This window comes from Affinundibacterium amnicola (genome assembly GCF_014284275.1).
Lineage (GTDB): Bacteria > Pseudomonadota > Gammaproteobacteria > Burkholderiales > Burkholderiaceae_D > Undibacterium > Undibacterium amnicola.
Window position 1 is genome coordinate 579703 of record NZ_JACOFU010000001.1, and the last position, 19256, is coordinate 598958.

The following is a 19256-nucleotide window of genomic DNA, read 5'->3' on the forward strand; positions in this document are numbered from 1 at the left end:
GCGTGAAATACTCTACAATACGCTTTAATAGCCATGATGGCAGCCAATAAAGATTGAAAAACATGACACCATTTGATTCGAATTTAAAACACCTCGCCATTGCCCGCGATATTCTCTTGACGCCTTTTGGGCTGGATGAAGCGAAGTTGGCGTCTGCCTTAAAAACGATGTTCACGCATAAAATTGATTACGCCGATCTGTATTTCCAGTTCACTAAGAACGAAGGCTGGAGTCTGGAAGAAGGTATCGTCAAAACGGGTAGCTTTTCGATTGATCAAGGCGTTGGTGTGCGCGCAGTATCTGGTGACAAAACTGCATTCTCTTATTCTGATGAGATTTCAGAACATGCCTTGTTAGAAGCGGCGGCCGCGACACGAACCATTGCCCGTGCTGGTTCAGGCAAGATTCAAGTTGCTTCGGCTATGAAGGGCGTACAAGGGCATAATTTATTTTTACAAGATGATCCATTAGCATCCTTAGATGCGACGCAAAAGGTCGCTTTGTTAGAGCGAATAGAGAAAATCGCTCGCGCAAAGGATCCGCGCATCGTGCAGGTGATGGCGAGTCTGGCTGGTGAGTACGATGTGATTCTCGTAGCACGCAGTGACGGTGTCATCGCTGCTGATGTTCGTCCATTAGTACGCATGTCATTGACGGTGATTGCTGAACAAAATGGGCGTCGCGAAACTGGCTCTAGTGGTGGCGGTGGTCGTTATAATTTTTCGTATTTCAATGATGCAATTCTTGAACAATACGCTGACGATGCCGTGAAATCTGCCTTGGTTAACTTGGACGCTCGCCCAGCGCCTGCAGGTTCTATGACGGTGGTGCTCGGCTCTGGATGGCCAGGTGTTTTGTTGCATGAAGCGATTGGCCACGGCTTAGAGGGCGATTTTAATCGTAAAGGTTCTAGTACTTTTGCCGGTCGGATTGGGGATCGCGTTGCGGCTAAAGGTGTAACCGTGGTGGATGATGGTACCTTAGCAAATCGTCGCGGCTCTTTGAATATTGATGATGAAGGTAATCCTACACAATGTACGACCCTGATTGAAGACGGCATACTCAAAGGCTATATTCAAGACACGATGAATGCGCGTTTAATGAAGATGCCAGTGACTGGCAATGCGCGTCGAGAGTCGTTCGCTCATTTACCTATGCCACGTATGACGAATACCTACATGTTGGGTGGTGATAAAGATCCGGCTGAAATCTTAGCTTCAGTAAAAAATGGTTTGTACGCGGTGAATTTCGGCGGTGGTCAGGTTGATATCACGAACGGTAAATTTGTCTTCTCTGCCAGCGAAGCTTATATGATCGAAGACGGCAAAGTCACTTATCCTGTTAAAGGTGCGACCTTGATCGGTAATGGTCCAGATGTATTAAATCGGGTATCGATGATTGGTAACGATATGCGTTTAGATTCGGGCGTTGGGGTGTGCGGTAAGGAAGGCCAAAGCGTTCCTGTCGGCGTCGGCCAGCCAACCTTAAGGATTGATGGACTTGTTGTTGGCGGCACTGCTTGATTTGCCCTCAAACCGACGATAGAAATCTTTCTGGCGGAAAACTGGCGGCAAAAGTTCGTATTGTCTATACATCTTTCTGCCGTTGATTCATTGCTAAAAAGCCTTTGTTTTTGTGACTTGTATTGAATGTGCTGTTGTGTCTTGAGTAGATGAGATATTGTGATTACAGTGTCTTTTTTCTATGAAAGGATCAGCATGTCTAAACTTTCCTTCAATCAAGGCTCTCCGCAATTTATACCGCTGAGCACTTATCGTGCCTATCCAGAAAATGAGATGGAAGCACGTGCACAAGAATTTTATGAAGAGCTCTCTCGTCGTAAAACGATACGAGAATTTTCAGATGCCCCGGTGTCGCGTAAAGTCATCGAGCAATGTTTATTAGCGGCAGGAACAGCACCATCCGGAGCAAATCATCAGCCTTGGCATTTTGCAGTAGTCAGCGATAAAGAATTGAAACATCGTATCCGGGTAGAAGCAGAAATTGAAGAGCGTGAATTCTATGAGCGCCGTGCACCTCAAGAATGGAAAGATGCGTTAGCGCCATTGGGTACGGATTCAAACAAACCGTTCTTGGAGGACGCACCTTACTTAATCGCGATTTTCGGCCAAAAAAGTACCTTGATGGATGACGGTACCGCAGTTAAAAATTATTATGTGCCCGAATCAGTATCCATTGCCACAGGTTTTCTGATCGCAGCTTTGCACCACGCGGGCTTGGCGACTTTGACACATACTCCCAGCCCAATGGGATTTTTGAATGAGTTATTAGATCGCCCTGATAATGAAAAACCTTACATCTTATTAGTGGTCGGTCATCCTGCTGATCACTGTATGGTGCCGAATATTCGTAAGAAGCCTTTGAGCGAAATTGCCAGTTTTTTATAAGACTTCATCAGTATTTGAATATAAGCTTATGTCGAATCCCATGTGTTAGCTCAAGGCTTTTGTAAAATTACGCGCACATTCAGATAAATTGCTTGCCAATTGCGTGCTGATGTTGTTATAGTCGTTCCATTCGATCACGAGGTTTTCATGAATTTTGCACGATTTTACTTTCACTTTTACTTTAGCTATTCCAACCCTAAGGCGGTGGAGAAGCGGTAAGTTCACGTAGAAGCAAAATCGACGTACATAGAACCCAACCGATCCAAAAAAACCGCCAGTCTTGGCGGTTTTTTTTTGCCCTAAGAATTTAATTTTCAGGTGCGGTGGATAGGAAAATAGATCAAAAACATTTTCAACAGAATTTTAAAAGCCCAATTTATTTCATTCAAACTTCAGGAAAACATTATGCAACGCACAGACGATTTACGTATTCGGGAAATGAAAGAGCTGCTTCCACCTTCGCATTTGATTCGCGAATTTGCCTGCTCTGATAAAGCTTCAGAAGTAACTGCCAATGCACGCACAGCTTTGCATAATATTTTGCAGGCCAAAGATGACAGAGTTATGGTCGTTATTGGTCCATGCTCGATTCACGACACGAAAGCGACGCTAGAGTATGCAAAAAAACTCGCAGAAGCGCGTGTGAAATTTGCTGGTGAACTAGAAATCGTGATGCGTGTGTACTTCGAAAAACCACGCACGACAGTGGGTTGGAAAGGTTTGATCAATGATCCGTATATGGATAACAGTTTCCGCATTAATGATGGCTTGCGTATTGCACGCGAATTATTGTTAAACATTAATGAACTTGGATTGCCAGCGGGCACCGAGTATTTGGATATGATTAGCCCACAATACATCGCCGATTTAATTAGCTGGGGAGCGATTGGTGCACGTACCACCGAGTCGCAAGTGCATCGTGAATTAGCATCTGGTTTGTCATGCCCAGTAGGTTTTAAAAACGGCACAGACGGTAATGTCAAAATCGCAGTTGATGCGATTAAAGCGTCGTCACAACCACATCACTTTTTATCAGTAACTAAAGGTGGACATTCTGCGATTGTGTCTACTAACGGCAATGAAGATTGCCATATTATTTTACGTGGTGGGAAGACGCCAAACTACGATGCTGCAAGTGTTGATGCTGCTGCTAAAGATATCGTAGCCAATGGTTTACAAGCTCGTATCATGATTGACGCATCGCATGCGAATAGCTCAAAAAATCCTTTGAATCAGATACCGGTCTGCGCAGATATCGCCGGTCAAATTGCTGCTGGTGATGACCGGATTGTCGGCGTGATGATTGAATCTAATTTGGTCGCAGGGCGCCAAGATTTGGTCGCTGGTAAAGAATTAGTCTATGGTCAGTCAATTACAGATGGTTGCATTGATTGGACGGATAGCCAGGCAAGTTTGCAAGTGCTTGCAGATGCTGTCAAACAACGTCGTTTGAAGAAATCATAAATTTGCAGTTGTTTGGACTGCTTGTCAGTTCTTCCTGCTTCGTGAGTGTTGATGCACTGATGAAGCAGGAGCTAAATTCAGTTTTGCGTATGTATCGGGTAAGTATCCGGCAGGTATTGAGTATGTGAGAGGCTTATTTTTTGGTCAAAACCATTTGTTGCCCCTCTCGAACCATGCTTAGGCGCTTTAGAAAAGACATGCCTAGTAAGCAAATTCCTAACTCGTTTTCCTGAATCGATGCATCAACCTGAAACAATTCGATGTCACCAATTTTGACTGAATCAAGTCGGACGATATAGGTTGGGACAATTCCATTTGCCGTGCTAGTTCGGGACGGTATGCCCTTTTTGTAATCAATGCCAAGTTTGCGAGCATCGCTGGCAGACATAGAAACAAAACTCGCACCGGTATCGACCATCATTCTGAGTTTGCTGCCGCCATTGATTTTACCTTCCGTGAAAAAATGGCCGTTGTCACCTGCTTGTAATGTAATACTGGGGTTTTTTGCTGTATCTGTGCGCAACACAGCATGTCCTAGAAATAAAGTCTGGCGCTTTCCATCCGTTTCTATCGTCGCACTATTGCTATTGATCGAGACTAATTTCGTTCCAGCAGTAATGCTGCTGCCTACCGTGAACATTTTGGGTGGCTTATCATCAACGATCAGCATCGCTTTGCCATTGCTTAATGCTACCAAGCTAAATTCATTGGCATAGGCGCTATGCGTTGCGAACAGCGCGCTGAATCCAATAACACTCAGTAGCACAGTCAATTTGCTATTCTTTAATACAAATTGTGCTGTCAAAAGATTGAGAAATCGTTCGTACATTTTTCAAACCTCGCTTTCAGTCTTATCTCTCGATCTTATTTCGCAGTTTCGTCTGAATTCTCAATCTTGCTTTGAAGTTTGACGACAGTAGTGCGATGTATTCGGCTACATCATCTCTAGAGTTTCGCTAAAAAATCAATCGCGAAAATTATTGAACTCTAGCGGCAAGTCTTTAATTTCTTTACGTAACATTGCCATCGCAGCTTGTAAATCGTCGCGTTTTGCACCAGTCACGCGTACCGCATCACCTTGGATACTTGCTTGCACTTTCATTTTGCTATCTTTAATGACTTTCACGATTTTTTTTGCGTCTTCCGTCTGGATACCGTTTTTGACTTTGATGACTTTTTTTACTTTGTCTCCGCCTATTTTTTGCACGTCACCGATATCAAGAAAACGTACATCGACGCCGCGTTTGCCCATTGTTTGGGTGACTTCGATCATGATTTGATCAAGGTGGAAATCAGAGTCGCCGAAGATAGTGATTTCGCGCTCTTTATCTTTCAATTCGACTTTGGCGCTAGTGCCTTTTAAATCAAAGCGATTGGTCACGACTTTGTTTGTCTGTGTGATCGCATTTTTAACTTCTTCCATATTGGCTTCAGAAACGGTATCAAATGACGGCATGGTATTTCCTAAAAAATAGAGTGTTGATTGGTTAGATAAGAAAAACTTGGCAATAAAATCCAAATTTATTCGAAGTGCCGCTATTTTAACAAAAACCAAGGCCAACTTTCGTCGCAATTTACAGGAAATCCACGTGTTCGCGACTATAATCGTGTTCCTATGAAATATGAAAAAAACGAATTAATTTTCCAGCATGACGTGTGCTTGCAAACCGCGAATAGCTTTGGAATCAAGGCTCAGGCGCATCGTTTGCTTGTGATTGACAGTGTGCAACAGCTAATTGCTTTGTATGAAGCGTTTCAGCATGACGATGAGTTAGCCAATTTGCCGCGTTTGATTTTAGGTGGTGGCAGCAATCTCATTCTCTCTGATTTTTTGCCGCATCTTGTGCTTAAAGTGGCGATAAAAGCGCGCGAACTGATCGTCGAAACGAGCGATCAATTTATTGTACGTGCAGGTGCGGGTGAAAATTGGCACGAATTTGTACAATGGACCTTAGCGCAAGGCTATGGTGGCTTAGAAAACTTGTCGTTGATTCCGGGAACCGTTGGCGCCTCGCCAATTCAAAATATCGGCGCTTATGGTGTCGAGATGCAAGATCGTTTTCACAGTTTGACCGCGTTTGACTTTGTTACGGGTGCGTTAAAAACATTTGATAAAGCTGAATGCGCCTTTGCTTATCGCGACAGTAATTTCAAAAGCAGTGAGCCAAATCGTTATCTGATCGTTGATGTGACTTTTGCCTTACCTAAGCAATGGCAGGCGAATCTTGGGTACGGCGATGTCGCAAAATATTTGACCGACATCGGCATCACGCAGCCGAAACCTCTTGATGTGAGCGCGGCGATTATTGCAATACGTCAGAGTAAACTGCCAGATCCAGCGAAGATAGGAAATGCAGGCAGTTTCTTCAAGAACCCCATCGTTTCTGCCGAATTACGAGAACAAATCCTTCAGAAATTTCCGCAATGTGTCAGTTACCGTCAAACCAACGGCAGCTTCAAACTCGCTGCTGGCTGGTTAATTGATACCTGTGGCTGGAAAGGCCGAAGTGTTGGCCCCGTGGGCGTGTACGAAAAACAAGCGCTTGTATTAGTGAATTTAGGTGGCGCGACTGGGGCGGAAGTACGCGCTTTGGCGAAAGATATACAGCGTACTGTTTTTGAACAGTTTGCGGTAGAGTTAGAAGTTGAGCCCGTATTTGTTTAACAATTTATGTTTCGGCACATGTCGAAAATAGAATTTTGCAAAATAGAAAAAGGGGATTTATACCCATTTTCTATTTGTATTTTCTTCATTTGATTTATGCGATAAAGTGACAAACATAATCAAGTAATTCTGAAGTCTCAATTTCAAAACTAGAATTTGCCGGCACATGAAATTCTTGTCCCGCACCATAGCTCTGCCATTCGCTATTTCCTGCTAAACGAATGCGGCATAGACCCGCATTGATTTCCATAATTTCTGCTGCAGCGGTATTGAAAACTAAGGATGATGGAAAAATCACGCCTATCGTTTTCTTGTTGCCGTCAGCAAATAAAACAGTGTGAGAAATACATTTGCCATCGAAATAAACATTAGCTTTTTTGATGACGCTGACTTGATCGAATTGTGTGCTCATGATGAAATATTTAGATGGAAAAGTAGGGCGGGTGCAATCCGCGCCGCCAAAACGAGGTGTGCGCGAAATCGACTTATGAACTGCGCGGGTTGCACCCGCCCTACAATTTTTAGAATTACTTTTGCAATGGATTCTATTAATTAACCGCGCTTCAATTTTGCATTCGCTGCAATACGCATACGCAATGCATTGAGCTTAATGAAGCCACCTGCATCGGCTTGATTGTAAGCGCCGCCATCTTCATCGAAGGTCGCAATATTCATGTCGAATAAAGAGTCTGTTTTTGAATCACGCGACACAGTAATCACATTCCCTTTGTACAGCTTGACGCGTACCCAACCATTCACATTTTGCTGTGTGTGATCGATTAATGTTTGCAATGCGAGACGCTCTGGCGACCACCAGTAGCCGTTATAAATCAAGCTGGCGTAACGTGGCATCAAATCATCTTTCAAATGTGCGACTTCACGATCTAAGGTGATGGACTCGATCGCACGATGTGCGCGCAACATGATGGTGCCGCCAGGTGTTTCGTAGCAGCCACGTGACTTCATACCGACGAAACGATTTTCAACCAGATCTAAACGACCAATACCGTGTTTGCCACCGAGGCGGTTCAACTCAGTCAATACCGTTGCTGGTGACATGCGCACGCCGTTCAATGCCACGATATCGCCTTTTTCGTATTCGATGTCGAGGTATTCTGCTTGGTCTGGCGCCGCTTCTGGGCTTACAGTCCAACGCCACATGGATTCTTCTGCTTCAGCACTTGGGTTTTCCAAATGACGACCTTCAAAACTGATGTGCAAAAGGTTGGCATCCATGGAGTAGGGCGCGCCACCGTTTTTGTGTTTTTGATCGATTTCTATGCCAGCATCTTCGGCATATTTCATCAATTTCTCACGCGACAATAAATCCCATTCACGCCATGGCGCGATCACTTTGACATTTGGCATCAATGCGTAGGCACCGAGTTCAAACCGAACCTGATCATTGCCCTTACCGGTTGCGCCGTGAGAGATGGTATCTGCACCAGTTTGACGTGCGATTTCGATCAAACGTTTGGCGATCAATGGACGTGCAATTGAAGTGCCCAATAAATACTCACCCTCATACACGGTGTTTGCACGGAACATAGGGAAAACGAAATCACGCACAAATTCTTCGCGTACGTCGTCGATGAAAATGTTCTCAGGCTTGATACCAAATTTCAATGCTTTGGCGCGTGCTGGCTCGAGCTCTTCACCCTGACCTAAATCGGCAGTGAACGTGACGATCTCACACTGGTAGTTGTCTTGCAACCACTTCAAAATCACGGAAGTATCCAAACCACCGGAATACGCTAAAACTACTTTTTTGACGTCGCTCATAATGTGCTTTCTAATGTCTAAAAATTGGCTAAAAGTATGTAAACGAAAATTTCTATTCTTGGAATTGCCGCCGAATAATTAGTTGTCGACTTTGCCGATGACTAAATATTCAAGCAAAGCTTTTTGTACGTGTAGACGATTCTCTGCTTCATCCCAAACTACCGATTGCGGGCCATCAATCACGCCTGCTGAAACTTCTTCGCCACGATGAGCGGGCAAACAATGCATAAAAATCGCCTCAGGATTGGCGCGAGCCATTTTTGCTTCATCCACAATCCAGCCATCAAAGGCTTTGAGACGGGCTTGATTTTCAGCCTCGTAACCCATGCTGGTCCAGACATCGGTATTGACCGCATCAACGCCAACGCAGGCATCGGATGGATTATCGAACACCGTGTAGTGTTCAGCTTCCACCGTCACACAAGCAGGATCAATGTCATAGCCTTTAGGTGTAGAAATATGCAAATGAAAACCAAAAACTTTCGCCGCTTGCATCCATGAATACAGCATATTGTTGGCATCGCCTATCCACGCCACTTTTTTGCCCGCGATAGAGCCGCGATGTTCAATGAAAGTGAACACGTCGGCAAATACCTGACAAGGATGATGTTGATTGGTCAAACCATTGATGACAGGCACGCGGGAATTTGCGGCAAATTTTTCTATCATCTCTTGTTCAAAAGTACGGATCATGATGATGTCACACATGCGTGACATGACTTGACCGGCGTCTTCGACAGGTTCGCCACGACCGAGTTGGCTGTCACGTGTATTCAAATAAATCGCTGCGCCACCGAGTTGATGCATGCCCGCTTCAAAACTCAAACGCGTACGTGTGGAATTTTTTTCAAATACCATGACCAGCGTTCTGTCTAAGAGCGGATGATAAGGTTCGTATTTCTTAAAACGATCTTTAATGATACGAGCTCTCTGCATCAGATAGTCGTATTCATCGAGGGTCAGGTCGGAGACCTGTAAATAATGTTTGATAGCCATTTTAAATTTTTACTGAGATTGTCGTTTTATGATGCCGTCGATGCTGCTGCTTTTTCGTCTATCACCTGTTGGATGACTTTGCTCAACATAGAAATCATGGTGTCGATTTCTTCGTAGCTGACGTTTAGTGCCGGCATAAAACGGAGTAAGTTCGGGCGTGGAGAATTAATTAGTAAGCCAATTGGCTCCATATCACGGGCAACTTCGACCAAGCGTGGGCCAATATCGCTACCTAATTTCAGTGCGCGTAACAAGCCCTCACCGCGTTCGCCTTCCATTCCAAATTCTGCTGAGAGGGTGTTGAGTGCTTTACTTAGATATACCGATTTTGCTTTCACTTCGTCCAAAAATCCTGGAGCGGTCAATGCGTTAATAACGGCTAAGCCAGCAGCCGTCATTAGTGGAGCGCCGTTGTATGTGCCACCTTGATCACCTGGTACAAAGCAAGAAACTTCTTCTTTCGCTAGCAAAGCAGCGAGTGGAACACCACCGCCTATGCCTTTGCCCAAAGTCATGATGTCTGGTTCGATACCAGAAAGCTGATAGCCGAACAATTCACCTGTCCGTCCCATGCCGGTTTGAACTTCATCGACGATTAATAAAATATTGTGTTGTTTAGTGAGCGCGCGTAAAGCTTGCATGAATTCGCGACTTGCAGGAATCACGCCGCCTTCACCTTGCACAGGTTCTAGCATGACCGCCACAGTTTTATCACTAATGAGTTTTTCAACGGAGGCGATGTCATTTAAATCGGCTTTTGGAAAACCTGTTACCTGAGGTGCGAAAATGGTATCCCAGCCAGGTTTGCCGGATGCTGACATCGTCGCTAAAGTGCGACCATGAAATCCGTGATCGAAAGTAATGATTTCAAACGCGCCGTTTTTATTTTTTTGACCCCATTTGCGCGCTAATTTAATCGCACCTTCATTTGCTTCAGCCCCGCTGTTCGCAAAAAACACGCGGTCAAAGCAGGAATGTTGGGTGAGTTGGTCGGCCAGCTTGATCATGTTTTCGTTATAGAAAGCAGGAGAAGGATTTAGTAATTTGCCTGCCTGCGCGACGATCGCATCTTCTATGCATTTTGGCGAATGACCAAGGCAATTGACTGCCCAGCCTTGTAAATAATCGAGGTAGCGTTTGCCATTATGGTCAGTCATCCACATGCCTCGGCCCTCGGTAAACACCAACTCAGGACGTGGTGTGATGTACATCAGGGCGTCGACGTTGTACTGACTAAATTCCATTTCAAAACTCCTTAAAGATAAATACAAAGTAGGGTAGAAGATGTTACCGCAGAACTGACATTCATAGAACTTACGTAAAACAGTCCCAGCGTTGTTGTCGCCGCCTCGCCGTGCTGAAGCACTGTCTTCGTCGGCACGCCTAGCTGGGACAATTTTGCATAAGTCCTAATTCAAACATGCGCAAAAAAAAACCACAGGGGTTGAGCCTGTGGTTTTATCGTGACCTTGCTTTTCTTACGCGCAAGACTTCCCAGGCTCGGTGTGTGAACTGCGACGTCGAGCGATATTTGGGGAAGACATGTCAGTAAAATTTTTCATGGGCGTAGTGTAACGGTTTTTTTGCGGTTTTGCGCACTGCAATACTGAAATAAATCAAAAAAAATGAAAAATAATTTCATCAATTTAAATAAATTAGTTTTTTGTTAAATCTGCTTCTGAGGTGAAAGCGTCTGCATAAAACTCATCCGCAGGCAATTGCGACTTTGCTACAAAGTCGCGTTTTGCTGATTCCACCACGATAGGTGCGCCGCAAGCATAGACTTGATACGCTGATAAATCAGCGTAATCATCGACCACAGCTTGATGTACGAAGCCCGTACGACCATTCCAATTGTCTTCAATTTTTGCATCGGAAATCACGGGCGTATATTGGAAATCCCCAAGCTTACTTGCCCAATCTTCGCACAGTGACTGCATATAGAGATCTTGCGGGCGACGCCCACCCCAATATAAATGAATTGGGCGCTTAGAGTCGATGTGGATTAAGTGTTCAACGATCGCTTTGATTGGGGCGAAACCCGTGCCTGATGCCAATAAAATCACTGGTTTGTCGGATTCTTCACGTAGATAAAAACTGCCTTGTGGCCCTTCAAAACGCATAATGTCACGCTCTTTGACCGTAGCAAATACTTGATCGGTGAAGTAACCACCTGGCATGTGACGCACGTGTAGGCTCAAAGGTCCGTCGATATGCGGCGCATTCGCCAGACTATAACTGCGGCGTTTTCCATCTTTTAATAAGAATTCTATGTACTGCCCGGCGCGATAATTGAGTTTTTCATTGGCTGGCAATTGCAACTCAATCAGCATGACGTCATCGGATAGTTTTTCCAATTTAGCGATGCGGCTTGGGAGTTTTTTGATGGGATAGTCGTCGTCCGCCAACATTTCGCGGGCTTCGATGGTGAGATCTGATTGAGGTTTCGCACAGCAAAATAATGCGCCGCCTTGTGCTTCTTCTTCGTCACTTAGCGCTTTTTGTTGATGATTGCCATGTACCACTTGTCCGGTGCTGACCTTGCCTTTACATGATCCGCACGCACCATTTTTACAACCGTATGGCAAAATGAGCCCTGCACGTAGGGCAGCCGCCAAGACGGTTTCATCGCTATCGCAATTAAATTGGCGACCACTTGGTGAGATTGTTACTTGAAACGTCATACGATTCCTGAATTTTAAAAACTTAAATAAAATAAAAACCTATGCAGCAACGCATTTCTGAGCTAGTTCGTCGCCCCCAATTTGCAAAACCCCGCTGTCTGATTATTGGCTGCGGCGATGTAGGCATGCGCTTGTTGCCGCATCTGGTCGATCGCTTTCGGGTATTTGCAATGACCAGTCAGGGAGCTGCTTCAGAGCGTTTTGCGCAATTGCGTGCGGCGGGCGCTGTTCCTGTATTTGCCGACTTGGATCAGCCTGATACTTTGAGGCGATTGGCTGGACTTGCAAACTTTATTGTGCACCTGGCACCGCCGCGTAGTGATGGTGAAATTGATGTCAGAACGCGGCATTTGGCCGCCATTTTACCTGAGAAGGCGCATCTTGTTTATATCAGTACCACAGGTGTGTACGGAGATTGCGGCGGCGAGCAGTTTGACGAAACGCATTCTTTGAACCCGAATAATGCGAGAGCCAAGCGTCGGGTGTCGGCTGAAGCGATCCTGCGTGCTTGGGCAAAGCGACGGGGTGGTCAGTTGTCTATTTTGCGCGTGCCAGGGATTTATGCAGCAGATCGTTTGCCAATTGAACGCTTACGTAAAGCGACCCCGGCCTTAATCGAAGCTGATGATGTGTACACCAATCATATACATGCAGAAGATCTTGCCAACCTGATCAAGTTGGCAATGTTCCGGGCGCGGTCAAATCGTGTTTATCATGCAGTGGATGATAGTGATTTGAAAATGGCCGACTATTTTGATCAAGTTGCCGACCACTTTCAATTGCCGCGTGCACCACGCTTGCCGAGGCTTGAATTGGAAAAACAAGTGTCTCCTATGCTGTTGTCGTTTATGTCAGAGTCACGCCGCTTGCTCAATCAAAGGATTAAAGCAGAATTGGGTGCGCGCTTGATGTTTCCCACGGTGGCCGATGCTCTAAAGCAGATTACCGCTCTGTCTTGAACGACTTAATTGCCGCAATGCGGCAAAGCCCGCTTTGCAGGAGTACAATGTTCATTCTTATCTATTGAATTTGGTTTTATCATGTCCTCCCTTGTTTTTAGCCCTGAGCTTAATGTCGATTTGCATTGTCACTCCACCGTTTCTGATGGTGTCCTAGCTCCTGCGGCAGTCGCTCAGCGGGCACATGCGCAGGGTGTCGATGTTTGGGCATTAACAGATCATGATGAAGTTGGTGGTATCGTCGCTGCACGTGAAGCCGCGACCGATTTGGGCATGGATTACGTGACAGGTTTAGAGATTTCCGTTACTTGGGCAAATAAAACTATTCATATCGTTGGCCTGAATATCGATGAAACTAATCCTGATTTGCTGGCAGGATTGGTCAAAACTCGCTCAGGGCGTCAACGCCGTGCAGAAGATATGGCGGCTGATTTAGCGCGCGTTGGTATCCCAAATTGCTATGCGGGTGCTTTGAAATATGTCGGTAATCCTGATCTGATTTCTCGTTCGCATTTTGCCCGATATTTAGTTGAAATCGGTGTGTGTGAAGACGTTTCTGGGGTATTTAAAAAGTATTTGGCGGATGGTAAGCCGGGCTTTGTACCGCATCGTTGGGCAACATTGTCTGAGGCCGTTGGTTGGATACGTGGTGCTGGTGGTGTCGCGGTAGTTGCACATCCGGGACGCTATGATCTAACGCCATTGGCATTTGACGCTTTCTTTAACGAGTTTAAAGATCTCGGTGGCAAAGCGATTGAAGTCGTGACTGGCAGTCATACCGTTGATCAATATGATGAATACGCTAGAATCGCCAATCGCTACGGATTTATGGCTTCACGAGGTTCGGATTTCCATGCGCCAGATGAAAATTTGCCCGATTTAGGACAGTTACCTGCGCTGGCGAAAGATTTGACACCGGTATGGCATAGTTGGATAAAGTGAATTTACTCAGATTAGCAGCACTTGAAATCACGCTAAAGACAACCATATTGCAACATGTACGGTCCACAATAGTTTGTTGATTAGGTTTTGGAGAATTGAATATGAAACGTATTGTCTTATTTTTAGCCACCAATATTGCAGTCATGTTGGTGATGACCGTGATTTTGTCCATGTTGGGTGTGAATAATTATCTGAGCGCTAAAGGTTTGAATCTGGGTGCCTTAGCTGTGTTCTCACTGGTAGTTGGTTTTACTGGTTCTATCTTTTCTTTGCTGATCAGTAAGCCGATGGCGAAATGGTCAACTGGCGCGCGCGTCATCGATAATCCATCTTCGTCTACAGAATTTTGGCTAGTCAGCACAGTAAAAACTTTATCTGAGCGCGCAGGTATCGCGATGCCAGAAGTTGCGGTATATAACGGTGAGCCAAATGCTTTCGCTACAGGTGCATTTAAGAATTCCGCCTTGGTCGCCGTCTCGACTGGCTTGTTGGAAAGCATGACTAAAGAAGAAGTTGAAGCGGTGTTGGGACATGAAGTTGCTCACATCGCCAATGGTGATATGGTCACCATGACTTTGATTCAAGGCGTGGTAAATACTTTTGTGGTGTTTCTGTCGCGCATTGCAGCTTATGCAGTCGATAGTTTCTTGTCGAAAAATGATGAGAATCATACGCCGGGAATTGGTTTTCATATTGCGTCGTTTGTATTTCAGATTTTGTTCGGTATCGGCGCCTCTCTAATCGTGGCGTGGTTCTCACGTCAACGTGAATTCCGAGCCGATGCAGGTGCGGCAAAATTATTGGGAGATCGTCAGCCTATGATTAACGCTTTGGCACGTTTAGGCGGTATGGCACCTGGCGAGTTACCGCAATCGATGGCGGCAGTCGGTATTAGTGATAAACCGGGCTGGGCGGAATTGTTTTCGACTCATCCGCCGATGGCGCAACGTATCGCAGCGCTCCAACAATTAAGATAAACTGAAATATTAGTAAGATAATCAACGGAGGCTCAGCCTCCGTTGTCATATTCACAGAATTTATTTATGAGCCAATTTTTTCAAATTCATCCCGACAACCCACAGCTACGTTTGATCAAACAAGCGGTACAAATTATTGATCAAGGTGGCATCGTCGCTTTGCCGACGGATTCTTGTTATGCACTGGTCTGTCATCTTGATGATAAAGATGCCGTGATGCGTTTGCGCAGAATTCGTGGCGTCGATGAAAAGCATCATTTGACTTTGTTATGTCGAGATTTATCGGAAATCGCGCAATATGCCAAGGTTGATAATCGCCAGTTTCGCATGCTGAAGGCGGCAACGCCTGGGCCTTATACCTTTATTCTGGAAGCCACCAAAGAAGTACCGCGTCGCCTAAGTCATCCTTCACGTAAAACTATAGGTTTGCGCGTACCAGAAAATCCAATTACTCACGCCTTGCTGGAAGAGTTAAAGCAGCCATTGTTGGGAACCACTCTGATTTTGCCGGATGAAGATGAGCCATTAACTGACCCTGAATTAGTCCGTGCACGTTTGGAAAAACAAATTGATTTGGTGATTGATGGTGGTGCATGTAGCCTGATTCCAACTACCGTCATTGATATGACGCAGGAAACGCCGGAGTTGATTCGTCAGGGGCGCGGTGATGCGGCTTTGTTTGGTTTGTAAATCGCGGAACATAGCGCTTTCACTTGAAAATAAAAATTGGAATTAAGGATTAACTCAACTCATGGATGCATTGATACAAACTATCGCGGTATATGCGATTCCTGTCATTTTGGCGATTACCTTGCACGAAGCTGCGCATGCCTATGCTGCAAAATATTTTGGTGATACGACTGCTTATAGCCAAGGCCGCATGAGTTTAAATCCTATCGTGCATATTGACTTGTTTGGCACGATTATTATTCCCGTCGTCTTATACATGGCAACGGATGGGCAGTTTTTGTTTGGTTACGCGAAACCAGTACCCGTTAATTTTGGTGCTTTGCGCAAACCTAAACGCGACATGGCTTGGGTGTCTTTAGCAGGGCCCGGAGCAAACTTCCTAATGGCATTTTTGTGGATGATCTTGGCGATTCTGCTGGTCGCATTTAAAGTCGAGCACGAGTTTTTCTATCGAATGGCACAGGCTGGATTGTTGACTAATTTGGTCATGTTTGCATTTAATCTGTTTCCGATTCCGCCTCTTGACGGTGGACGTATCTTGACCAGTTTGTTGCCACATCGGCAGGCATATCAATTCGCCAAAATCGAACCCTATGGTTTTTTCATTGTCATGGCTCTGGTTTATTTTAAGATTCTGCAATTTTGGATGTACCCATTGATGAACATCGCGCAGTCAATTTTGCAATTTGTGTTGACGCCATTCACAATGTTTTTAAAGTGAGTTTTTGTGAGTAATAGTAATCCTTCGTCATGGGTGCTGCGCTTTTTTGAGGAAATTCCCCGGTCAAAAGATCCCGTACTCGACTTAGCCTGCGGCTCAGGCCGCCACACTCGTTTGTTAATTGCGGCTGGTTACGATGTCTGGGCAGTTGATCGTGATGCAGATTCTTTGTCTGAATTAGAAAAAATTGGGGCAAATTGTCTACATATCGATTTGGAACAAGATGGTTTTAAATGGCCGTTTGCAAGCGAACAATTTGCTGGCATCATCGTGACCAATTATCTACATCGCCCCTTAATGCCTTTGATTTTGTCCTCTCTTGCAGATAATGGTGTGTTGATTTACGAGACCTTTGCGATTGGTAATGAAAAATATGGCAGGCCTCGTAACCCTGATTTTCTGCTACAAGAAAATGAATTGTTAACGCATTTTGTCGGTGTTGAGTCTGCAACTTGGCGCCAACAATGTCTTGCTTTTGAACATACCTATGTCAACCAAACCACTGAAGCTATCGTTCAAAGAATTTGCATCCGACGTTTGCGCAAATAAGTCTCGACTCAGTGCGTGACTTTTTTTGCAGATGTCGATAGTTTTGTTCGATATTTCAACTTAATTTTCCACCCGCCAAGTTTGTCGCCAGTTTGGTTTCTGTCAGGATAAGATTTGCTGTTGATTCTTCTTGAATCTGCCCTCGATTCTCTCCCATAGCAGGTAACGATCCGCTACAATAATGGCTTTACTTTTTCCACGCGCTAAGATGACAACGATACAAGGAAGTTTGGTCGCGATTGTGACCCCTATGCATGCCGATGGCAGTCTCGATATTCCAACGCTGCGCAAGCTGATCGACTGGCATATCGCCGAAGGTACGGACGGCATCGTGATTGTCGGCACTACTGGCGAATCGCCGACTGTGAGTGTTGAAGAGCATTGCGAGTTGATTCGTATCGCCGTGGAGCACACGAATAAACGTGTACCGATTATTGCTGGTTCAGGTGGTAATTCCACAGTTGAAGCGATCGCTTTGACCAAGTTTGCCAAAGAAGCCGGTGCCGATGCATCTTTGCAGGTTGTGCCTTACTACAATCGACCTACGCAAGAAGGTATGTATCAGCATTTCAAGAAAATTGCTGAGTCAGTTGATATTCCTATTATTTTGTACAACGTGCCTGGCCGTACTGTGGCCGATATGTCGAATGAGACCATTGCTCGTCTGGCGCAGCTGCCGGGTATCATTGGTATCAAAGAAGCTAGCGGCAATGTAGGTCGTGATCTCGAATTATTGTGTATGGTGCCAAAATCATTTGCGGTGTATTCAGGCGATGATCCTACTGCGATGACTTTGATGTTCTGTGGTGGTAAAGGTAATATTTCCGTGACCGCCAATGTTGCGCCACGTGCTATGCACGAATTATGTGCTGCAGCCATGCAGGGCAATATTGCGAAAGCAGTTGAAATAAATAATCGCTTAATTCCTTTGCATGCCAAGTTATTTGTTGAACCTAATCCAGTACCAGTCAAATGGGCTCTGGCAGAAATGGGTTTGATGCCAGCTGGAATTCGTTTGCCTTTGGTTAGCCTTTCTAGCCAATATCATGATATTGTTCGTTCCGCTTTACGTGAAGCAGGTGTATTGCAATAAGAGTTTTTGACGAGTGCGCATGGATTAATCATGGTAGGGGACAAGCACTCGTGCATACATGTATATTTAATTGATTACAATTCGTAGGGATTTTCACATGGCAAAAAGCGTTGTTGCTAATAAAAAGATGGTTCGTGCTTTAGCATTGGCTGGCGTAATTGGAATTACGGGTTTTTCTACTGGTTGTAGTTTTGTAGGGAATATTGCTGAATCAAATCGTATTGACTATAAGAGTGCGAGTAAGGCTAAAGTCACATCTTTGGAAGTCCCACCAGATTTAACGCAGATTCGTCGCGATAGTCGCTTTTCAATTCCTGATGCAGAACAAGGTAGCGCGACTGCTTCTTCATACGCGGCAAAGCGTGCTGGCGGTGCAGTTGCGACCGCTAATGGCGTCGTGGCACCGAATCAATTGAAAGATATGCGTATTGAGCGTAATGGAACGCAGCGCTACTTAGTTGTCAAATTGAGTCCTGAAATTTTGTGGCCTCAGTTAAAAGATTTTTGGCAAGAGCAGGGCTTCCTGATCAACCTTGAAAATGAATCGACGGGTGTGATGGAAACGGATTGGGCTGAGAATCGTGGAAAAATTCCGCAAGATTTAATTCGTTCCACGATTGGCAAAGTATTTGATGGTTTATATTCAACGGGTGAGCGTGATAAGTTTCGTACCCGAGTTGAGCGTAGTCCGACTGGCGAAGTAGAGGTTTATGTCAGCCATCGTGGCGCGCAGGAAGTATTGACTGGAAGCGATAAGAGCAATACAGCTTGGACTTCACGTGCGAATGATGCTGGATTAGAAGCTGAGTTCTTGTCTCGACTAATGTTGCGTCTGGGCGCAGACGAAACGAAGGCGAAAGCGGTCGTCGCAGCGGCTACAAACCCTACAGATGCTGGTGCGGTTTCGACTGGTGCACCACGATCTAAATTGCTTAGCTTAAATGATCTGAGCTACTTGGAGACTGATGAAGGCTTTGATCGCTCATGGCGTCGCGTCGGACTGGCATTGGATCGTATCGGCTTTACGATTGAAGATAGAGATCGTTCAAAAGGTATTTATTTTGTGCGTTATATAGATCAAGATATTGATGCGAAAACAAAGGGAGCTAGTGAAGGTTTCTTTGCGCGTTTGTTCTCTTGGGGCTCTAGTGATGCAGCAAAAGATGGCGAGAAATATCGTATCTTAGTGCGTGACGCTGGGGAGTTGAGTCGTGTTACCGTGCACGGTGAAGACGGTAAGGTTTCAGCTTCACCTGTTGCTAGTAAGATTTTGAAAGTTCTGAACGAACAATTGAAGTGATCGATGTTTAAGTAAAAAAAGCGGAT

The 19256-nt window shown here is 45.2% G+C and carries 19 protein-coding genes; 12 read left to right on the forward strand and 7 right to left on the reverse strand.

Annotated features, from left to right (window positions below; all coding sequences use genetic code 11):
• Positions 1-62: 62 nt before the first annotated feature.
• From tldD to aroG, 3 genes are all read left to right on the forward strand, one after another.
• Complete coding sequence (gene tldD, locus H8K33_RS02605; protein ID WP_186889404.1) at positions 63-1523, forward strand: metalloprotease TldD; 1461 nt, start codon at positions 63-65, stop codon at positions 1521-1523.
• A 195-nt stretch (positions 1524-1718) separates the two neighbouring features.
• Entirely contained in the window at positions 1719-2408 is a 690-nt protein-coding gene (locus H8K33_RS02610) for a nitroreductase family protein (protein ID WP_186889405.1), read from the forward strand.
• Between the two features lie 405 nt (positions 2409-2813).
• Positions 2814-3872, forward strand: a complete 1059-nt coding sequence (aroG, locus tag H8K33_RS02615; protein ID WP_222613249.1) for a 3-deoxy-7-phosphoheptulonate synthase AroG — start codon at positions 2814-2816, stop codon at positions 3870-3872.
• Between the two features lie 133 nt (positions 3873-4005).
• On the opposite strand, the gene H8K33_RS02620 is transcribed toward aroG, so the two are convergent.
• Together H8K33_RS02620 and H8K33_RS02625 are read right to left on the reverse strand one after the other, a co-directional pair.
• A complete protein-coding gene (locus H8K33_RS02620; RefSeq protein WP_186889406.1) occupies positions 4006-4701 on the reverse strand; it encodes a retropepsin-like aspartic protease family protein in 696 nt (231 codons plus the stop codon).
• Between the two features lie 135 nt (positions 4702-4836).
• Positions 4837-5328, reverse strand: coding sequence for a YajQ family cyclic di-GMP-binding protein (locus H8K33_RS02625; RefSeq protein ID WP_186889407.1), 492 nt, complete (start codon positions 5326-5328; stop codon positions 4837-4839).
• A gap of 159 nt (positions 5329-5487) precedes the next feature.
• On the opposite strand from H8K33_RS02625, the gene murB reads away from it, so the two are divergent.
• Positions 5488-6537: a UDP-N-acetylmuramate dehydrogenase gene (murB, locus tag H8K33_RS02630; RefSeq protein WP_186889408.1), complete on the forward strand. Its 1050-nt coding sequence runs from the start codon at positions 5488-5490 to the stop codon at positions 6535-6537.
• Positions 6538-6631: 94 nt separating this feature from the next.
• Here murB and ppnP read toward each other — a convergent pair whose 3' ends face one another.
• From ppnP to H8K33_RS02655, 5 genes are all read right to left on the reverse strand, one after another.
• Positions 6632-6949 (reverse strand): pyrimidine/purine nucleoside phosphorylase, encoded by a 318-nt coding sequence (gene ppnP, locus H8K33_RS02635; RefSeq protein WP_186889409.1) that lies wholly within the window; start codon positions 6947-6949, stop codon positions 6632-6634.
• Positions 6950-7089: 140 nt separating this feature from the next.
• Positions 7090-8319, reverse strand: coding sequence for an argininosuccinate synthase (locus tag H8K33_RS02640; protein ID WP_186889410.1), 1230 nt, complete (start codon positions 8317-8319; stop codon positions 7090-7092).
• A 78-nt stretch (positions 8320-8397) separates the two neighbouring features.
• Positions 8398-9315 (reverse strand): ornithine carbamoyltransferase, encoded by a 918-nt coding sequence (argF, locus tag H8K33_RS02645; protein ID WP_186889411.1) that lies wholly within the window; start codon positions 9313-9315, stop codon positions 8398-8400.
• 26 nt (positions 9316-9341) lie between these two features.
• Positions 9342-10559 carry an acetylornithine transaminase gene (locus H8K33_RS02650; protein WP_186889412.1) on the reverse strand — a complete coding sequence of 406 codons (1218 nt, stop codon included), beginning with the start codon at positions 10557-10559 and terminating at the stop codon, positions 9342-9344.
• A gap of 411 nt (positions 10560-10970) precedes the next feature.
• Positions 10971-11999: a CDP-6-deoxy-delta-3,4-glucoseen reductase gene (locus H8K33_RS02655; protein WP_186889413.1), complete on the reverse strand. Its 1029-nt coding sequence runs from the start codon at positions 11997-11999 to the stop codon at positions 10971-10973.
• Positions 12000-12040: 41 nt separating this feature from the next.
• Here H8K33_RS02655 and H8K33_RS02660 point away from each other — a divergent pair, with 41 nt between their 5' ends.
• The 8 genes from H8K33_RS02660 to bamC all read left to right on the forward strand — a co-directional run bounded on the left by H8K33_RS02660 (position 12041) and on the right by bamC (position 19230).
• Positions 12041-12958 (forward strand): SDR family oxidoreductase, encoded by a 918-nt coding sequence (locus H8K33_RS02660; protein WP_186889414.1) that lies wholly within the window; start codon positions 12041-12043, stop codon positions 12956-12958.
• Between the two features lie 81 nt (positions 12959-13039).
• Positions 13040-13900 (forward strand): 3',5'-nucleoside bisphosphate phosphatase, encoded by an 861-nt coding sequence (locus H8K33_RS02665; RefSeq protein WP_186889415.1) that lies wholly within the window; start codon positions 13040-13042, stop codon positions 13898-13900.
• Between the two features lie 101 nt (positions 13901-14001).
• Positions 14002-14877 (forward strand): protease HtpX, encoded by an 876-nt coding sequence (gene htpX / locus H8K33_RS02670; protein ID WP_186889416.1) that lies wholly within the window; start codon positions 14002-14004, stop codon positions 14875-14877.
• Between the two features lie 66 nt (positions 14878-14943).
• Positions 14944-15567 carry an L-threonylcarbamoyladenylate synthase gene (locus tag H8K33_RS02675; protein WP_186889417.1) on the forward strand — a complete coding sequence of 208 codons (624 nt, stop codon included), beginning with the start codon at positions 14944-14946 and terminating at the stop codon, positions 15565-15567.
• 61 nt (positions 15568-15628) lie between these two features.
• Positions 15629-16288 (forward strand): site-2 protease family protein, encoded by a 660-nt coding sequence (locus H8K33_RS02680; RefSeq protein ID WP_186889418.1) that lies wholly within the window; start codon positions 15629-15631, stop codon positions 16286-16288.
• Between the two features lie 6 nt (positions 16289-16294).
• On the forward strand, positions 16295-16837 hold the full coding sequence (locus H8K33_RS02685) for a methyltransferase domain-containing protein (RefSeq protein WP_186889419.1): 543 nt from the start codon (positions 16295-16297) through the stop codon (positions 16835-16837).
• A 181-nt stretch (positions 16838-17018) separates the two neighbouring features.
• Complete coding sequence (gene dapA, locus H8K33_RS02690) at positions 17019-17930, forward strand: 4-hydroxy-tetrahydrodipicolinate synthase (RefSeq protein WP_246443234.1); 912 nt, start codon at positions 17019-17021, stop codon at positions 17928-17930.
• A gap of 97 nt (positions 17931-18027) precedes the next feature.
• Positions 18028-19230 (forward strand): outer membrane protein assembly factor BamC, encoded by a 1203-nt coding sequence (bamC, locus tag H8K33_RS02695; RefSeq protein WP_186889420.1) that lies wholly within the window; start codon positions 18028-18030, stop codon positions 19228-19230.
• Positions 19231-19256: the final 26 nt, after the last annotated feature.